A 16,679-nucleotide genomic window follows, 5' to 3' on the forward strand; every position below is an offset into this window, starting at 1 on the left:
TGCGCTGTCGATGCAATGGACCCGCCCGTGCCAACGGTTGCGGAATTGCTCCCCACGGGTACTACCGCAGCACCCGACGGCGGGTTACCGTTTCGCCCCAGCAGCCAGGGTCCGCAGGCAGCGTTGCCAAACGCGGGCGAGAGCGGAAGGTTGGCCGGTGAGCGTGCAGGAGTCGACGTTCCACGGCTTCGCCAACCCCGTCGATCCGACTCCGGCGGAGTTGCGAGCTTGGGCGTACAAGCCCGATTCGGTGCCGTTGGCCTCGATGCCACCCGACTGGGACCTGCTGGTCTCCGGCGACCGACTGGTGTTGACGCTCTTCGATTTAGCGATGGATCCCACCTGCCCGGCCCGACGTTTCGCGCTGCACTGCCTCTACATCTACGCGGCCGACGGCATCCGGACGAACTTCCGCGCCCACCCCAAGCGCCGCTTCCGCAAGCTCGTCGAACAGGCCGAGCGTGACGGCGACGAGCTGATGAAGGTCTGGGCGCACAACGGCCGGGTGCTGCTGGCCCGACCGGACCTCTTCGTCTACCGGGACTGGTGCGAAGGCGGCCTCGTCCGCGAGAACCGCCGCCTCGGCTGAGCCGTATCAGCCGGCTCCCTCGTCAGCGGCTGCCCGGTGGCGTTGCTGTTCGCGGCCCAATTACGGCGAACGGGCCGGGACCCCCCGTGGGTCCCGGCCCGCACGTCGGTCACCGGTCAGTCCTGCTTACGTTCCGTCTCGGCTCGGCCCCGTTCGCCGGCGTGGTCGCCGTCCTCGGCGAACCGGCCCCCGATGATCCGGTCCCGGTAGGTCCCCTCGGTCACCTTGTCGAACTTCTCGCGGACGGTCTCGGCCAGGTTCTCCAACCGGTCCTCGGTCTGCTGGGCCACCTTCTTCGCCGGTTCCGCCATCGCTCCCCCTCGCCATGCCGGTAGGTCCGGATTAAGCCGATTGGACCCTTATCGACAGGCTAACCGAAGCGGCCCGGACCGCGCCGGGAATCCAGCGCGGTCCGGGCCGAGAAGACAGATCCGGGTGAGCGGCAGGTCAGCGATCGGGCGTCCGGCGGGGACGCCACACCACCAGGGCGGTGGACGTGCGGTTGGTCGGCACCAGATCCCGGCCCGGGAAGCGAGCCAACGACTCCAGCTCCGCCACCCGGCGGTACGCGGCGTCCAGCTCCGCCTCCAGCCGGGCCACCCGCTGCTGCGCCTGCTCCAGCAGCCGCTCCAGCCCGATGATCCGCTTGACGCCGGCCAGGTTGATCCCGTCGTCCTGGCTGAGCCGCTGCACCTCGCGCAGCAGCACCACGTCACGGACGCTGTAGCGACGCCCGCCACCAGCGGCTCGGCCGGGCTGCACCAGCCCCAGTCGGTCGTACTGGCGCAGGGTCTGCGGGTGCATCCCCGCCATCCGTGCCGCTACCGAGATCATCAGCACCTTGGCCTCGTAGGCAGGGTCGCCCGAACCGAGGAACTCGCCCGACATCCCGCTCACCTCCGCGTCCATTCCACCGGACTAACTGACTCGACGCACCCGTGCGTCGAGATGTTCCCGGGCCGCCGGCGGGGTCTGCTCGGCGAACGACTCCAGCGCCGTGCGCGCCTCGTCCGACAACCGGGCCGGCACCACCACGTCCAGCGTGACCAGCAGGTCACCGGCCTGCCCGTCGCGTCGGACCACACCCTTGCCCCGGGCCCGCAGCACCCGCCCGCTCGGCGTCCCCGGCGGCACCCGCAGGGTCATCGCACCGTCGAGCGTGGGCACCCGCAGGTCCGTGCCGAGCACGGCCTCCGCGAAGGTGACCGGCACGGTCAGCGTCAGGTCGTCCCCGGTACGCCCGAACAGCTCGTCCGGCCGAACCTTGACGTGCACGAAGAGGTCGCCAGCCGGGCCACCGCGCTCGCCCGGCTCGCCACGCCCGGCCAACCGGATGCGTTGACCGTCGGCCACACCGGCCGGGAAGCGCACGTTCATGGTGCGGGTCTTGGTGACACCGCCGCTGCCGTGGCACTCCGGGCACTTCTCCTCGACCACGGTGCCGACGCCCTGGCAGTTGCGGCACGGCTCGGAGAAGCTGAACGACCCCTGGTTGCGGGTCGTCACGCCGGCACCATGACAGACCGGGCAGGCACGCGGCTCGGTGCCGGGCTTGGCCCCGTTGCCGTGGCAGGTGTCGCAGACTCCCGGCGCGCGCAGCGTCAGGGGCAGCGTCACCCCACGCACCGCGTCGCCGAAGTCCAGCGCCACCTCGGTCTCCACGTCCCGACCACGGGCCGGGCCGCGCGGTGCGGCCTGCCCACCGGCCTGGCCGCCACTGAAGATCGAGCTGAACAGGTCCTGGAAGCCGGCGCCGCCGAAGCGACGATCACCGCCTCCGCCGCCGCCGAACATGTCGGAGACGTCGAACGGCATGCCGCCCGGTTGACCCCCACCCCGGGCGTTGCGCCGGAACGCGCCCGAGCCGAAGAGCGAACGCATCTCGTCGTACTCGCGACGGCGGCCGCTGTCCGACAGGACGTTGTACGCCTCGGACGCGGCCTTGAACCGCTCCTCGGCCTTCGGGTCGCCCGGGTTGTGGTCCGGGTGCGACTCCCGGGCCACCTTGCGGTACGCCTTCTTGATGTCATCCGCGGAGGCGGCCTTGTCCACGCCGAGCACGGCGTAGAAGTCCTTCTCGATCCAGTCCTTCGAACTCACCGGTCCACCTCCTTCCGACCCTGGTGGCCCGGCCGTCCCGCCCACCGCTGAACGGTGGGCGGGACGGCCCGGTCACTGTCTGGCACTATTCCGGATCCGCGACCGCGACCAGCGCGGGGCGCAGCAGCCGCTCACCGAGCTGGTAGCCGCGTCGCATGACCTGTACGCAGGTCGGCTCGCTGACGTCGGCCGAGGTCTGGTGCGCGACCGCCTCGTGCCGGGTCGGATCGAACGGGTCGCCCTGCTCGCCGAAGGCGTTCAGGCCGAACTTGCCCAGCGCGGTGGTGAGCTGTTCCGCCACCGTGCCGAACGGCCCGACCAGGTCGCCATGTTCCCGGGCCCGGTCCAGGTCGTCCAGGATCGGCAGCAGCGCGGCCAGCACCGAGCCGGTCGCCTGCTCCTGTACGAGACTGCGGTCGCGGTCGACCCGCTTGCGGTAGTTGGCGTACTCCGCCGACACCCGCTGCAGGTCCCTGGTCCGCTCGTCGAGCTCGGCCCGGAGCGCCTCCAGCTCGGCACCGAGCGAGGTGCCCGCGCCGCCGCCGTCCACCGGCTGCGCCGGGGCGTCCACCACCGGCGGACCGGACGGCTCCGGCCCGTCGGTGGAGTTGACCTCGACCTCGATCTCGTCGACCACGACCTCGGCGTCCTCGACCAGACCCTCGGCCGGCACACCGGTCTCCGCGTCGGCGGCGGTCCCCTCCGGCTCGGCGGTGTCGACGAGCTTGCGGTTGTTGCGGATGACGACCCGCTCCCCGTCGCCGGTCGGCTCCGTGGTCGCGGAGCCACCCGGCGCCGACCCGGTGTCGCCCGGGTCGGCGGCTCGTGGCTTCTGCGTCATGCGGCTACCTCATCCCCTTCGCGGTGGAAACGTGTCGGAGGCCGACGGTCACTTCTTGCCGTCCTCGTCCACGATTTCCGCGTCGACCACGTCGTCGGCGCCGCCGGCCTGCGCGCCGGTCGCGCCGGTCGCACCCGGGCCGGGCTCGCCACCCGGCTGCTGACCCTGCTCGGCCTGCTGCGAGTAGAGCAGCGAACCGGCCTGCTGGGAGACCTGCGCCAGCTTCTCGTGCGCCGACTTGATCTTCTCGATGTCCTGACCGCCGAGGGCGCCACGCAGCTCGCCGAGCGCCTCGTTGAGCTGCTCGCGGTTCTCACCGGGCAGCTTGTCGCCGCTCTCGGCGAGGAACTTCTCGGTCTGCCACTGGAGAGCCTCGGCCACGTTGCGGGTCTCGGCGTCGTCGCGGCGGCGCTTGTCCTCCTCCGCGTGCTCCTCGGCGTCCCGGCGCATCCGCTCGATGTCGTCCTTCGGCAGCGAGGAGCCGCCGGTGATCGTCATCTTCTGTTCCTTGCCGGTGCCCAGGTCCTTGGCGTGCACGTTGACGATGCCGTTGGCGTCGATGTCGAAGGCGACCTCGATCTGCGGCACGCCACGCGGCGCCGGCGGGAGGCCGGTCAGCTCGAAGGTGCCGAGCTTCTTGTTGTACGCCGCGATCTCCCGCTCACCCTGGAACACCTGGATCAGCACCGACGGCTGGTTGTCGTCCGCCGTGGTGAAGACCTCGGAACGCTTGGTCGGGATGGTGGTGTTGCGCTCGATCAGCTTGGTGAAGATGCCACCCTTGGTCTCGATGCCCAGGCTCAGCGGGGTCACGTCGAGCAGCAGGACGTCCTTGACCTCACCCTTGAGCACACCGGCCTGGAGAGCGGCGCCGACGGCGACCACCTCGTCCGGGTTGACGCCCTTGTTGGGGTCGCGACCGGTGAGCTGCTTGACCAGGTCGGTCACGGCGGGCATCCGGGTCGAACCGCCGACCAGGATGACGTGCTCGACGTCGGAGATCTTGATCCCGGCGTCCTTCACTGCCTGCTCGAACGGGCCCTTGCAACGGTCCAACAGGTCCTGCGTCATCCGCTGGAACTCGGCGCGGCTGAGCGTCACGTCGAGGTGCAGCGGGCCGGCCGCGCCGGCGGTGATGTACGGCAGGTTGATGTTGGTGGTGGTGGCGGCGGACAGCTCGATCTTGGCCTTCTCGGCGGCCTCACGGAGCCGCTGGAGGGCCATCTTGTCCTGGCTGAGGTCGATGCCGTGCTCACCACGGAAGGTCTTGACCAGGTGGTCGATGATCCGCTGGTCCCAGTCGTCGCCACCCAGCTGGTTGTCACCACTGGTCGACTTGACCTCCACAACACCCTCGGCCAGCTCCAGCAGGGAGACGTCGAAGGTGCCGCCGCCAAGGTCGAAGACCAGGACGGTCTGCTCCTTGGAGCCCTTGTCCAGCCCGTACGCCAGGGCAGCCGCGGTCGGCTCGTTGACGATCCGCAGCACGTTGAAACCGGCGATCTCACCGGCCTCCTTGGTGGCCTGGCGCTGGCTGTCGTTGAAGTAGGCCGGAACGGTGATCACCGCGTCGGTGATCTGCTCACCCAGGTACGCCTCGGCGTCCCGCTTGAGCTTCATCAGCGTCCGGGCCGAGATCTCCTGCGGGGTGTACTTCTTGCCGTCGATGTCGACGGACCAGTTCGTGCCGACCTCGCGCTTGACCGACCGGATCGTCCGGTCCGGGTTGGTCACCGCTTGGCGCTTGGCGACCTCACCGACGAGCACCTCGCCGTTGCGGGCGAACGCGACGATCGAAGGAGTCGTCCGCGACCCCTCAGCGTTGGCGATGACGGTGGGCTCACCGCCCTCGAGAACGCTGACGCAGGAGTTCGTCGTGCCGAGGTCGATACCGACCGCACGTGCCATCTTCGCTTCCTCGCTTCGTAAGGTTGTGCAGGTGACGGGCGTCGCCCGTGGGCTGCTGGCGAGCACCGCCCGCAGCGGGCCCCACCACAAGTTGAGTGAACTTGACTCAATAGTGCCACGCGTTGACCAATCGTCAAGTTGACTTGAGTCAACCCGACGCAACCCAGCCGTTATTACCGTCCGGTTGTCTTCCCTTGCATCGGTCGGGCACGCTTTAGCGGTGACGACGCACGGCGATCCCGCCACCCGTTCCGGTGCGCCCGCCGTCGCAGCCCGTACCGACCCGCCGGACGCCGCGGAGGAGCCGCCCGCCACCACCGGGGACGACAGCCTCCCCGGCGCACTGTCGGGCCTCCGGGAGGCGATCGGCGCGACCCGGTATCCCCTCGCGCTGCCCTCTGCCAACTCGGCCCGGCACAGCGCCACCGCACTCACCGACCAACTCGACGACTACCTGCTGCCCCGGCTCGCCCGGTTGGACGCCCCACTGCTCGTGGTGGTCGGCGGCTCCACCGGCGCGGGCAAGTCGACCCTGGTCAACAGCCTGGTCAAGGCCCGGGTCAGCGCCGCCGGCGTGCTCCGGCCGACCACCCGCTCCCCGGTGCTGGTCTGCAACCCGTCCGACGCGGCCTGGTTCCGGCAGGGTGACCTCCTGCCCGGGCTGACCCGCACCACCGAGCCGAGCGACGATCCGCGCGCCCTGCACCTCGTCACCGCCCCGGCCCTGCCCGCCGGGCTGGCCTTCCTCGACGCGCCCGACATCGACTCGGTCGTCGACGCCAACCGGGCGCTCGCCACCCAACTGCTGGCCGCCGCCGATCTGTGGCTCTTCGTCACCACCGCGGCCCGGTACGCCGACGCGGTGCCCTGGGAGCTGCTGCGCAGTGCCCGGGCGCGCGGCGCGGTGATCGCCATGGTGCTGGACCGGGTGCCCGCCGAGGCCACCGACGAGATCGCCGCGCACCTGACCGAGATGCTCGCCGAGCAGGACCTCGGGCGTGCACCGCTGTTCGTGTTGCCCGAGACCTGGGTCGACGGTCAGGGGCTGCTGCCCGAGGGAGTCACCGCCCCACTGGCCGACTGGTTCGCCCGGTTGGCCGCCGACGTGGACGCGCGGGCGGCGGTGGTCCGCCAGACCCTCGACGGGGCGTTGGCCGCACTCCACCCCGCCGTGGAGGATCTGGCCGACGCCGCCGACGAGCAGCTCGCCGCCGCCGACGGTCTGGACGAACGGGTCCGGGCCGCGTACCGGGGTGCCGAGCGCACCGTCGAGCAGGGGCTCCAGGACGGCCGGCTGCTCCGGGGTGAGGTGCTCGCCCGCTGGCAGGAGTTCGTCGGCACCGGCGAGCTGTTCCGCACGCTGGAGGCACGGATCGGCCGCCTCCGGGACCGGGTCGTGGCCGCCGTCACCGGCCGGCCGGCACCCGCAGCCGAGCTGCGCAACGCCATCGAGTCCCAACTGGTGACGCTGCTGCGCGGGGTGGCCTCGGAGGCCGCCGAGTCCGCGTACACCGGGTGGAAGGCACACCCGGCCGGTGCCGGGCTGCTCGATCCGGCGCTCGCCCACCCGAGCGCCGACCTGCCCGAACGCGCCGAGCGCATGGTCCGGGACTGGCAGCGCGGAGTGCTGGAACTGGTCCGGGTCGAGGGCGGTGACAAACGGTTCGTGGCCCGCACCGCCGCGTACGCGGTGAACGCCACCGGGCTGGCCGTGATGATCGCCGTCTTCGCCTCCACCGCGTTCATCCCGACCGGGCTGGAGCTGGCCACCGGGGCCGGCACCACTGTCGCCGCACAGGCCGTCCTCCAGGCGATCTTCGGCGACCAGGCGGTGCGTACCCTCGCCGCCAAGGCCCGCACCGACCTGCTGGACCGGGTGCGGACGCTGCTCGGCGCGGAGGCCGACCGCTTCCTGAGCCGCACCGCCGACGCGCGCCCCGCCGAGGACGCCGGCGACGGGCTGCGCCGGGCCGCCGGCCGGGTCGAGCTGGCCCGGCACCGCAGCGGCCTGTCCGCCGCCGACGAGGAGGGTTCCCGGTGAGCAACATCGCCGGCCGGGTACGCGAGGTGTTCCGCGGGGACCAGCGGGTCGACGCCGACGCGCTGATCGCCCGCCTGGACGCGGTACGCCGGTTCCTGACCGCCGTGGACGGTCTGCTGCCGGACGCCGACCTGGTGCCCGCGCACACAGTGGTCGAACGGGCCGGCACCCGGCTCGCGCTGTCCCGGGACCACACAGTGGTCGCCCTGGCCGGTGCCACGGGCAGCGGCAAGTCCAGCCTCTTCAACGCGTTGGCCCAACTGGAACTCTCGCCGGTCGGGGTCCGCCGGCCGACCACCGGCGTCACCCACGCCTGCGTGTGGGGGCCGCTGGAGGGCGCCAACCATCTGCTCGACTGGATCGGCGTACTGCCCCGACACCGCTTCGTCCGGGAGAGCGCCCTGGACGCGGACGACGAGACGGCCCTGCACGGGCTGATCCTGCTCGACCTGCCCGACTTCGACTCGGTGCAACGATCGCACCGGCTCGAGGTGGACCGACTCCTGGGCCTGGTCGACCAGGTGGTCTGGGTGGTCGACCCACAGAAGTACGCCGACCGGGTCATCCACGACAGCTACCTGCGCGAGTTCCACCGGCACCGCGAGGTCACCCTGGTCGTGCTCAACCAGGCCGACCGGCTGCCCCCGGCCGAGGTGCCCCGGGTCCTGGACGACCTGCGTCGGCTGCTCGACACCGACGGGCTGACCGGGGTGCCCCTGCTGGCCACCACCGCCATCGATCCGGCCGGGATGGTCGGGCTGCGCAACGCGCTGGAACGCACGGTCGCCGAGCGGCAGGCCGCGTTGCGCCGGCTCGCGGGTGACGTCGACACGGTCGTCGCCGGCTTGGACGAGCTGGTCGGTTCGGCCCAGCCGGCGGGCGGGCCGGACGACACCGCCGTCAACGGGCTGAACCGGGCGTTGGCCGGGGCGGCCGGGGTGCCGGCGGTGACCGAGGCCGTGGAGCGGGCGTACCGGCACCGGGCCGGCGCGGCCACCGGCTGGCCCGTGGTCCGGGGCTGGCGGCGGTTGCGACCCGACCCGCTGCGTCGGCTGCACCTGCCCGGTCCGACCGGCGACCAGGCCGACCCGGCGGAGAGCCTGGTGGCGGCCACCTCGGTACCGGACCCGACGGCCGCCCAGCGCTCGGCGCTCGGTCTCGCCATCCGCGCGGTGGCCGACCGGGCCGCCGCCGATCTGCCCGCCGCCTGGCCCGGCGCGGTGACCTCCGCCGCCCGGTCCCGCCTCGGCGACCTGCCGGACGCCCTGGATCGCACGATCGCCGGCACCGATCTCGGCCTCGACCGTCGCCCGCTGTGGTGGCGGTTCGTCGGCGGTGTGCAGTGGTTGGTCACCCTCGCCGCCGTGGTCGGGCTGGGCTGGCTGGTGCTCGGCTACGCGCTGCGGGCGCTCGGCCTGCCCGCACTGGACAACCCGATGGTCGGTCAGGTACCGCTGCCGACCGTGCTGCTGCTCGGCGGCCTGCTCGCCGGGCTGCTGGTGGCGGCGTTGACCCGGCCGGTGGTGCGCTGGGCCGCCCGGCGCGCCCGGGCCCGCGCCGACCAGCGGCTGACTGCGCGGGTCGCCCAGGTGGGCGACGAGTACGTGCTGACACCGGTACGGATCGTGCTCGGCTCGTACGCGCAGGCACGCGACGCGCTGCGGGACGCCGCGCGCCGCTGACGCTCCGCACGGCTCGCTACCGCTCTGCGTACGCCTCAGGCGGCGTAGGGTCGGAGCATGGCCACGCCTCAGACCCCCTACGACGCGGTGCTGCACGCCGCACGCGACGTGACCAAGCTGGAGTCCGCTCTCGACGCCGAGATGCTCGGCAGCGCCCTGCTGGGCAGTGTCTACGCGATCGCGGAGACCGACCGCGACGCCGCCGTACGGGAGTTCGTCACCGGCTTCCTCGCCGCCACCGCCCGCCGCAGGATCGCGGCGGCGACCACCATCCGGCAGGTCTTCGCCACGCTCGTCCCGACCGCCGAGGGCACCGATCGGGTGCGCCCGGGCAGCCAGGCGCCCACCTGGACGGCCCAGCTCGGCCGGGTGCACCTCACCGGCACCTGGGCGTACGGCGACGTGTACGGCGACCAGACCTCCTACCTCGCGACCTTCGCCTACGACGACGAGACCGGCGGCTCGGAGCACGCGCTGGTGGCCCTGGTGGACCACAACATCGGGATCACCAAGGACATCTTCGTGGGCGGGCCGGCCGAACGGATCCTGGACCAGGTCCGGCAGATGTGCGCCGACGATGAGCTGACCTGGTTCCGTACCGAAGATCCAGCCCGGTTCCGGGGCGAGGTGGCTCGCCATCTGGCGGTCACCGACGACCTGGGCGAGTTGCCCGGCGAAGGGTCACTCGCCACCGACCGGGCACTGGTCGGGGCCCGGCTGGCGATACTGCCCACAGCGGCCGACCCGACCGGTCCGGCGGAGGTCGAGCCGCTCTCCGCGGCCGAGCGCACCGACCTGGTCCGGCGGTTCCTCGCCGCGCCGGAGGCCGCCCGCTTCGGGCTGGACGCCGTCGACGGCCCGGAGTTGGCCTCCCTGCACTTCTGCCTGAGCCTGCTGCTGGACCACTCGGCGAGCTTCCCGGACGCCGATCCGATGCGCTGGAGTCCCGCGGTGTCCGGGCTCTTCCTGCTCGACTGGGTGCACCGCCGGGCCGTACTGGACATGGACGACGCGGCGATGCTTCCCCGGGTGCTGCGGGCCTGGGCGCGGTACGCGTCGCGCCAGCGCGGGCTGCCCGAGGCGGCGGCGACGCGCACCGACGAGGCGATCGAGGAGATGGTGCCGGAGTTCGCCCGCCTCTACTCGACCGGTGAGCGGCGCAGCGCGGCCACCGCCGCGGTGGCGCAGTTGATGGCCGACGGGGTGGACCCGGACGACCCCGCCGCGTTGGACGCGTGGATTGAGGCGAACCGCCACCGCCTCGCCGACGACGGCGCCTGACGGCGTTCGAGGGGTGGGCGGCTAGGCGCCGCCCACCCTGGGGCCGGCCGGCATCGCCCGCCAGGGGGCCGAGCGGCACACCGCGTGCCCTGGGCCGGGCTAGCGCAGCGGGCCGAAGATCACCGCGGCGATCAGGGCGCCGAGCGCACCTCCGGTCAGCACCTGCGCGACCGTGTGGTCCCGCAGCCGTACCCGGGACCAGCCGACCACCGCCAGCAGCGGTACGGCGACGACCAGCCGCGTCCCGAAGGTCAGCATCAGGATGACCAGCGTGCCGGCGGCCACCGCCGAGTGGATCGACATCTTCCACCAGTGGCTGACCGACACGGCCACGACGAGGCCGACGAGGCCGGACACCGCCAGTGCCAGCACCGGGCGGGGCGCGCCGAGCACGCCGAGCAGGGCGAGCCCCGCCGCGACCGAACCGAGGCCGACCAGCAGCGGCGCCCGGCGCTGCTCCCGGCGGCCGACGTGGTGGTCGGTGAGCCGGCCACGGCGGACCCCGCCGACGATGTAGGCGAACGGAATGCCGGTGACGAAGAGAGTGGCGAGCAGACCCCAGACGAGGCCCTGACCGGGGCGGCTCGCGCTGTGCCAGCTCACCGTGATGATCAGCAGCGAGACGAGCACCGCCGGGGCGGTCACCTCGGTGACCAGCCGGGCGATCCGCAACCCCGGGCCGGGCCGGGTGGTGACCGGGCGGGGTTCCGCACCGCCGCCCACGCCACCCCCTCCGGTACGCGCCTACCGCCGAACGCCGCCGTCGCCGGACGGGCCGCGCCTGATCGTCACCGTACCGCCGGCCAACCCGCAGGATACGTCGGTCCGGCCAGTGGCGCCGGCCTGACGCTGGGCGTCGAGACGACGGCCGACGGCGACGGGATCGCCGGGCTGGGTCGGCGGGTCGGCGAAGCGGGCGGGGTGGGCGTGGGGGCCGGGACGGACCGGGTGCTGGTCGGCACGGCGGTCGCGGTCGCGTCGTCGGTCGGAGTGGGTGTCGGCCCCAGCGTCGGGTCCAGTGTGGGCGTCGGGTCCACCGTCAGGGTCGGATCGGGATCGGGATCGGCCGAGCCGGTCGGGTCCGGGTCGGTGGGGTCCGGATCCGGCGGATCGGTCGGGTCCGGGTCCGGCGGATCGGTCGGGTCGGGGTCGGTCGGGTCCGGGTCGGTAGGCGGTGGCGGAACGACGGGCGGGGGTACCGGCGGCGAGGTGCTCCGCGTGGGTTTCGGTGCCACCGGCGGGGCGGTCGTCCACCGGGCGGGCCCGGGATCGGCGGCGGCGGGCCTTTCCTGTGGACGCGACGGGGCGGCCGGCAACCAGCCGCTGGTCGGGCCGACGCTGGGTGTGCCGAGCGGGGGAAGCGGTGGTTGGCTGGTCATCGGCATGGGGATCACCACCGGCCCGACGGACGGGGTCGGCATGAACGGGGTGCTGCTGTCCGGTAGGGCGGTGCTGCCAGGGGTGGCCGAGCCCGCGCTGATCGCGGCAAGGATGGGCATCGACGCCGTGCCGGCCAGCAGCGCGACGGTGAGCAGGTAACCGCGGGAGGGGCCACCGGCGCCGGGGGCCCGGTGGACACCGACCATCCGGCGGTAGCCGCCAGCCGACCGGTGCCGACCAAGCGCTGGCGTGCCGGGACCGTCACCTGGCTCGTACACCGCACACCCCTAGTCGTCGGCCGTCGGAGGACATGGATGGACGCCGCCGGGGCGTAAACCCGACAAATGACCCGATAGGCGCGATCCTGCGGGAATCAGCCTCGCGCAGTCACAGTGGGTCAGCCAACCTCCACCGCGTGTCGACACGCGGTGCTGCCCGAACGGTGACGAATCGTGCCGCATCGCATGGGAAACGCGGGCCGGCATGATGGCGACAAACGGCGTCAAAGCATGGGCGGTCGCATTGCGGGGGCAGGCGTACTGTGGGCGCGCTCACCTGCTCTGCGAATATGGAGCACGACGGCAACGCAGCCGTGACCTCCGCGCACCCTCGCGGCAGGCGCGGTTGAGCGCCGGCGCTCCCGATCCGGGTTCGGCCAGAACCCGGATCACGCCGTGCGGCAACCCCCACCGGGGCTAGGCGCGGCCGCCAGGAACCGGTCCGGCAGCAGCCGGGCAGGCGCACGAGTTGCGCGGCCGGGTGACCCCCCGGTGCCGACGCAGACACGACAGGGAGAGACCGATGGCAAAGGGCGACCCCGGGGGCACCACCCGCAGCAGGCGGGCTGCATCCCGCTCCAGGAAGGGCGCGGCCGGCGACCCCGCGCTGGTGCAGCTACTCACCCCCGAAGGCGAGCGGATCGACAGCGCCACCGGGCCGGACGGCACCGAGTACCGCGTCGACTTCACCGACGAGGAATACCGCGGTCTCTACCGCGACCTGGTGCTGGTCCGGAAGCTGGACGCCGAGGCGACCGCTCTCCAGCGTCAGGGCGAGCTGGGCCTCTGGGCCAGCCTGCTCGGCCAGGAAGCCGCCCAGGTCGGCTCCGGGCGGGCGCTGCGTACCCAGGACATGGCCTTCCCGACCTACCGGGAGCACGGCGTCCTCTACTGCCGGGGCATCGACCCGATCATGCCGCTCGGCCTGTTCCGCGGTGTCGACCAGGGCGGCTGGGACCCGAACGAGTTCAAGTTCAACATGTACACCATCGTCATCGGGGCGCAGACCCTGCACGCGACCGGCTACGCGATGGGGATCACCATCGACGGCAAGACCGGCACCGACGACGGCGAGGCGGCGATCGCCTACTTCGGCGACGGTGCCACCAGCCAGGGCGACGTGAACGAGGCGTTCGTCTGGGCCAGCGTCTTCAACGCGCCGCTGGTCTTCTTCTGCCAGAACAACCAGTACGCGATCTCCGAGCCGCTGGAGCGCCAGACCCGTGTCCCGCTCTACCAGCGGGCCGCCGGCTTCGGCTTCCCCGGCGTACGGGTGGACGGCAACGACGTGCTCGCCACGTACGCGGTCACCCGCACCGCACTGGACAACGCCCGCCTCGGGCAGGGCCCGAGCCTGATCGAGGCGTACACCTACCGGATGGGCGCGCACACGACCTCCGACGACCCGACCCGCTACCGCATCGCCAGCGAGGTCGAGGCGTGGCAGGCCAAGGACCCGATCGCCCGGGTGAAGGCCTTCCTGGAGAAGCAGCAGATCGCCGACGCGGACTTCTTCGCCGAGGTCGACGAGCAGGCCCGCCGCGAGTCGGTGCACCTGCGCGAGCGGGTGCTCGAGATGCCGAACCCGGAGCCGGTGACGATGTTCGACCACGTCTACCCCAACGGGTCTCCGCTGCTCGACGAGCAGCGCGCGAAGTTCAGCCGCTACATGGAGTCGTTCGAGGGGAGCGCCCACTGATGGCCACGGAGACGCTCACCATCGGCAAGGCCCTCAACACCGGTCTGCGCCGCGCCCTGGAGAACGACCCCAAGGTCGTCATCATGGGCGAGGACGTCGGCAAGCTCGGCGGCGTCTTCCGGATCACCGACGGTCTCCAGAAGGACTTCGGCGACCAGCGGGTGATCGACACCCCGTTGGCCGAGTCCGGCATCATCGGCACCGCGGTCGGTCTGGCCATCCGCGGCTACCGGCCGGTCTGCGAGATCCAGTTCGACGGCTTCGTCTACCCCGCGTACGACCAGATCGTGTCGCAGGTGGCGAAGATGCACTACCGCTCGGGCGGCAGGCTCAGCATCCCCATGGTGATCCGGATCCCGTTCGGCGGCGGCATCGGCGCGGTCGAGCACCACTCTGAGTCGCCGGAGGCGTACTTCGCGCACACCGCCGGCCTGAAGGTGGTGACCTGCTCCAACCCGCAGGACGCGTACGTGATGATCCAGCAGGCCATCGCCTCGGACGACCCGATCGTCTTCCTGGAGCCCAAGCGGCGCTACTGGGAGAAGGGCCAGGTCGACCTGGACGCGCCGCTGTCCGACGCGTACCCCCTGCACTCGGCCCGGGTCGTGCGGCCCGGCACCGACGTCACCGTGCTGGCCTACGGCCCGATGGTGCGGACCTGCCTGGACGCGGCGACCGCCGCCGCCGAGGACGGCCGGGAGCTGGAGGTCATCGACCTGCGCTCGCTCTCACCGCTGGACCTGACCGCGGCGTACGAGTCGGTGAAGCGCACCGGTCGTGTGGTCGTGGTGCACGAGGCGCCGTCCAACATCGGCCTCGGCGCCGAGTTGGCCGCCCGGATCACCGAGGAGTGCTTCTACTCCCTGGAGTCGCCCGTGCTGCGGGTGACCGGCTTCGACACCCCCTACCCGGCCGCCCGGGTGGAGGAGGAGTACCTGCCCGACCTCGACCGGGTGCTCGACGCCGTCGACCGCACCTTCGGCTGGTGAGCGACATGTCCCGGATCAAGACGTTCAACCTGCCCGACCTGGGCGAGGGGCTGACCGAGGGCGAGATCCTGGCCTGGCTGGTCAAGGTCGGCGACACCATCGAGCTGAACCAGCCGATCGTCGAGGTGGAGACGGCGAAGGCGGCCGTGGAGATCCCGGCGAAGTGGGCCGGGCAGGTCCAGGCGATCCACCACCCGGAGGGCACCACGGTCGAGGTCGGTACGCCGATCATCGCGATCGACACCGACCCGGGTGCCGGGCCGCTGGAGGCGCCGTCGACCACGGCCACGCCCAGCGCTGACCTGCCCACCCCGTCGGCGGCCTCGCTGGCGGCGGTGGAGGTGGCACCGGCCGAGGGCATGATCGAGCCCGGCCTGATCGGCGGTGCGGCCCCGGGTGGGCGGACGGCGGTCCTGGTCGGCTACGGCCCGCGTACCACCGCCGCGAAGCGCCGCCCCCGCAAGGGCGCGGTCCCGGCACAGGCCGTGGCGGCTCCCGCACCGGTCGCGCCGACTCCACCACCGGTGGCCACTCCGGTGGCGGCGCCGGCCCAGAACGGGCGGGCCGCGACGACCACCGGCGGTGTGCTGGCCAAGCCGCCGGTGCGCAAGCTCGCCAAGGATCTCGGCGTCGACCTTGGCACGTTGACCGGGTCGGGGCCGCTGGGCTCGATCACCCGGGAGGACGTGCAGCAGGCGGCGAGCGGTGCGAGCGTGGTGGTTGCCGAGCCGATCGCGGCGACGACCGCGCCCAGCTTCGGCGCCGACCGGGAGCAACGCATCCCGGTCAAGGGCGTCCGCAAGCTGACCGCCGAGAACATGTCCCGCTCGGCGTTCACCGCCCCGCACGTGACGGAGTTCCTGACCGTCGACGTGACCCGGGCGATGAAGGCCCTGGACCGGCTGCGCGGCCGGCGGGAGTGGCGCGACGTACGGGTCTCGCCGCTGCTGCTGGTGGCGAAGGCGGTGCTGCTGGCGGTGCAACGGCACCCGATGGTCAACTCGACCTGGGCGGGCGACGAGATCGTGGTCAAGGAGTACGTCAACCTTGGCATCGCGGCAGCCACCGAGCGCGGTCTGATCGTGCCCAACGTCAAGGACGCCGGCCGACTCTCGCTGCGGGAGTTGGCGGACGCGCTGACCGACCTGGTGCAGACGGCGAAGTCCGGCCGCACCTCGCCGGCGGCCATGTCCGGCGGCACCCTGACCATCACCAACGTCGGCGTGTTCGGGGTGGACACCGGCACACCGATCCTGCCGCCGGGTGAGTCCGCGATCCTGGCCTTCGGCGCGGTGCGGGAGATGCCCTGGGTGCACAAGGGCAAGGTCAAGGTTCGCCAGGTCACCACGCTGGGGCTGAGCTTCGACCACCGGATCATCGACGGTGAGCTGGGCTCGAAGTTCCTGCGGGACGTCGGCGACTTCCTCACGGACCCGGAGGCGGCGCTGCTCGCCTGGACCTGATCGTTCGAAAGCCAGCCACGGCCGGTGTGCCACGGGTTAACGCCCGGCACACCGGCCGTGTCCGTTGGGCGACGGAACCGTCGGCCAGATGGCCTGTTGACCTTTGATTGTTAGGCAAGTGTCTCAGCTCACCTAATAATCGATGGAATTTCGCCGGCTTCTGCTGTTGAATAGAGGCATCAGGGGCTGACAACCGAATAGCTAGGGGGACCCACCAATGAGCATGATCGAGCGAATCCGCAACCACCGCGACGCGACCCGCCGCGCCCGTGCCATCGAGCACGCGCTGCGCTCGGCGAACTCGCCGGCGGTTCGCGAGGAGATCCTCGTCATCGCCCAGCGTCACATGAGCTGACGCTCCACGACATTCCTCACCTCCTCCAGATCGATGGCCCACCCGGCCCACCGGGTGGGCCATCGGCGTTTCC

At 72.1% G+C, this 16,679-nt stretch carries 15 protein-coding genes; 8 read left to right on the forward strand and 7 right to left on the reverse strand.

Going from position 1 to position 16,679, the window contains the following annotated elements; all coding sequences use genetic code 11:
• Nucleotides 1-157 precede the first annotated feature (157 nt).
• Nucleotides 158-589, forward strand: coding sequence for a hypothetical protein (locus GA0070561_RS06255; protein WP_091396193.1), 432 nt, complete (start codon nucleotides 158-160; stop codon nucleotides 587-589).
• A 116-nt stretch (nucleotides 590-705) separates the two neighbouring features.
• On the opposite strand, the gene GA0070561_RS06260 is transcribed toward GA0070561_RS06255, so the two are convergent.
• From GA0070561_RS06260 to dnaK, 5 genes are all read right to left on the reverse strand, one after another.
• Nucleotides 706-900, reverse strand: a complete 195-nt coding sequence (locus tag GA0070561_RS06260; RefSeq protein ID WP_091396197.1) for a hypothetical protein — start codon at nucleotides 898-900, stop codon at nucleotides 706-708.
• A gap of 136 nt (nucleotides 901-1,036) precedes the next feature.
• Entirely contained in the window at nucleotides 1,037-1,477 is a 441-nt protein-coding gene (locus GA0070561_RS06265) for a heat shock protein transcriptional repressor HspR (protein WP_030332087.1), read from the reverse strand.
• 30 nt (nucleotides 1,478-1,507) lie between these two features.
• Entirely contained in the window at nucleotides 1,508-2,689 is a 1,182-nt protein-coding gene (gene dnaJ / locus GA0070561_RS06270; RefSeq protein ID WP_091396200.1) for a molecular chaperone DnaJ, read from the reverse strand.
• 85 nt (nucleotides 2,690-2,774) lie between these two features.
• Nucleotides 2,775-3,530 (reverse strand): nucleotide exchange factor GrpE, encoded by a 756-nt coding sequence (gene grpE / locus GA0070561_RS06275; RefSeq protein WP_091396204.1) that lies wholly within the window; start codon nucleotides 3,528-3,530, stop codon nucleotides 2,775-2,777.
• 48 nt (nucleotides 3,531-3,578) lie between these two features.
• On the reverse strand, nucleotides 3,579-5,438 hold the full coding sequence (gene dnaK / locus GA0070561_RS06280) for a molecular chaperone DnaK (protein ID WP_091396207.1): 1,860 nt from the start codon (nucleotides 5,436-5,438) through the stop codon (nucleotides 3,579-3,581).
• Nucleotides 5,439-5,658: 220 nt separating this feature from the next.
• Between dnaK and GA0070561_RS06285 the strand changes: the two genes are divergently transcribed.
• From GA0070561_RS06285 to GA0070561_RS06295, 3 genes are read left to right on the forward strand one after another with little or no spacing between them, the layout of a single operon-like run.
• Complete coding sequence (locus GA0070561_RS06285; RefSeq protein WP_091396210.1) at nucleotides 5,659-7,479, forward strand: GTPase domain-containing protein; 1,821 nt, start codon at nucleotides 5,659-5,661, stop codon at nucleotides 7,477-7,479.
• The gene (locus GA0070561_RS06290) at nucleotides 7,476-9,161 is read left to right on the forward strand and encodes a GTPase (RefSeq protein ID WP_091396213.1); all 1,686 of its coding nucleotides are present in this window, start codon (nucleotides 7,476-7,478) and stop codon (nucleotides 9,159-9,161) included. The genes GA0070561_RS06285 and GA0070561_RS06290 overlap by 4 nt, the downstream gene beginning before the upstream one ends.
• Nucleotides 9,162-9,218: 57 nt before the next feature.
• Nucleotides 9,219-10,442 carry a hypothetical protein gene (locus GA0070561_RS06295; RefSeq protein ID WP_091396217.1) on the forward strand — a complete coding sequence of 408 codons (1,224 nt, stop codon included), beginning with the start codon at nucleotides 9,219-9,221 and terminating at the stop codon, nucleotides 10,440-10,442.
• A gap of 99 nt (nucleotides 10,443-10,541) precedes the next feature.
• Here the strand turns inward: GA0070561_RS06295 and GA0070561_RS06300 are convergent, their stop codons facing one another.
• Entirely contained in the window at nucleotides 10,542-11,165 is a 624-nt protein-coding gene (locus GA0070561_RS06300) for a phosphatase PAP2 family protein (RefSeq protein ID WP_091396220.1), read from the reverse strand.
• 65 nt (nucleotides 11,166-11,230) lie between these two features.
• On the reverse strand, nucleotides 11,231-12,100 hold the full coding sequence (locus tag GA0070561_RS06305) for a hypothetical protein (RefSeq protein ID WP_091396223.1): 870 nt from the start codon (nucleotides 12,098-12,100) through the stop codon (nucleotides 11,231-11,233).
• Between the two features lie 523 nt (nucleotides 12,101-12,623).
• Here GA0070561_RS06305 and pdhA point away from each other — a divergent pair.
• The 4 genes from pdhA (at nucleotide 12,624) to GA0070561_RS33495 (ending at nucleotide 16,606) form a co-directional block, all read left to right on the forward strand.
• Nucleotides 12,624-13,799 (forward strand): pyruvate dehydrogenase (acetyl-transferring) E1 component subunit alpha, encoded by a 1,176-nt coding sequence (gene pdhA, locus GA0070561_RS06310; RefSeq protein ID WP_091396226.1) that lies wholly within the window; start codon nucleotides 12,624-12,626, stop codon nucleotides 13,797-13,799.
• On the forward strand, nucleotides 13,799-14,788 hold the full coding sequence (locus tag GA0070561_RS06315; RefSeq protein WP_091396229.1) for an alpha-ketoacid dehydrogenase subunit beta: 990 nt from the start codon (nucleotides 13,799-13,801) through the stop codon (nucleotides 14,786-14,788). Before pdhA ends, GA0070561_RS06315 begins: the two co-directional genes overlap by 1 nt.
• A gap of 5 nt (nucleotides 14,789-14,793) precedes the next feature.
• A complete protein-coding gene (locus GA0070561_RS06320) occupies nucleotides 14,794-16,251 on the forward strand; it encodes a dihydrolipoamide acetyltransferase family protein (protein ID WP_091397484.1) in 1,458 nt (485 codons plus the stop codon).
• Between the two features lie 217 nt (nucleotides 16,252-16,468).
• Nucleotides 16,469-16,606 (forward strand): hypothetical protein, encoded by a 138-nt coding sequence (locus GA0070561_RS33495; protein ID WP_165435866.1) that lies wholly within the window; start codon nucleotides 16,469-16,471, stop codon nucleotides 16,604-16,606.
• Nucleotides 16,607-16,679 lie beyond the last annotated feature (73 nt).

This window comes from Micromonospora saelicesensis (assembly GCF_900091575.1).
GTDB lineage: Bacteria > Actinomycetota > Actinomycetes > Mycobacteriales > Micromonosporaceae > Micromonospora > Micromonospora saelicesensis.

Bases quoted from the DNA above. Each gene is read 5' to 3' on its own strand.
- pdhA (WP_091396226.1), top strand. From the start codon at position 12,624: ATGGCAAAGGGCGACCCCGGGGGCACCACCCGCAGCAGGCGGGCTGCA.
- GA0070561_RS33495 (WP_165435866.1), top strand. From the start codon at position 16,469: ATGAGCATGATCGAGCGAATCCGCAACCACCGCGACGCGACCCGCCGC.
- GA0070561_RS06320 (WP_091397484.1), top strand. From the start codon at position 14,794: ATGTCCCGGATCAAGACGTTCAACCTGCCCGACCTGGGCGAGGGGCTG.
- GA0070561_RS06315 (WP_091396229.1), top strand. From the start codon at position 13,799: ATGGCCACGGAGACGCTCACCATCGGCAAGGCCCTCAACACCGGTCTG.
- GA0070561_RS06265 (WP_030332087.1), bottom strand. From the start codon at position 1,477: ATGTCGGGCGAGTTCCTCGGTTCGGGCGACCCTGCCTACGAGGCCAAG.
- grpE (WP_091396204.1), bottom strand. From the start codon at position 3,530: ATGACGCAGAAGCCACGAGCCGCCGACCCGGGCGACACCGGGTCGGCG.
- dnaK (WP_091396207.1), bottom strand. From the start codon at position 5,438: ATGGCACGTGCGGTCGGTATCGACCTCGGCACGACGAACTCCTGCGTC.
- GA0070561_RS06260 (WP_091396197.1), bottom strand. From the start codon at position 900: ATGGCGGAACCGGCGAAGAAGGTGGCCCAGCAGACCGAGGACCGGTTG.
- GA0070561_RS06295 (WP_091396217.1), top strand. From the start codon at position 9,219: ATGGCCACGCCTCAGACCCCCTACGACGCGGTGCTGCACGCCGCACGC.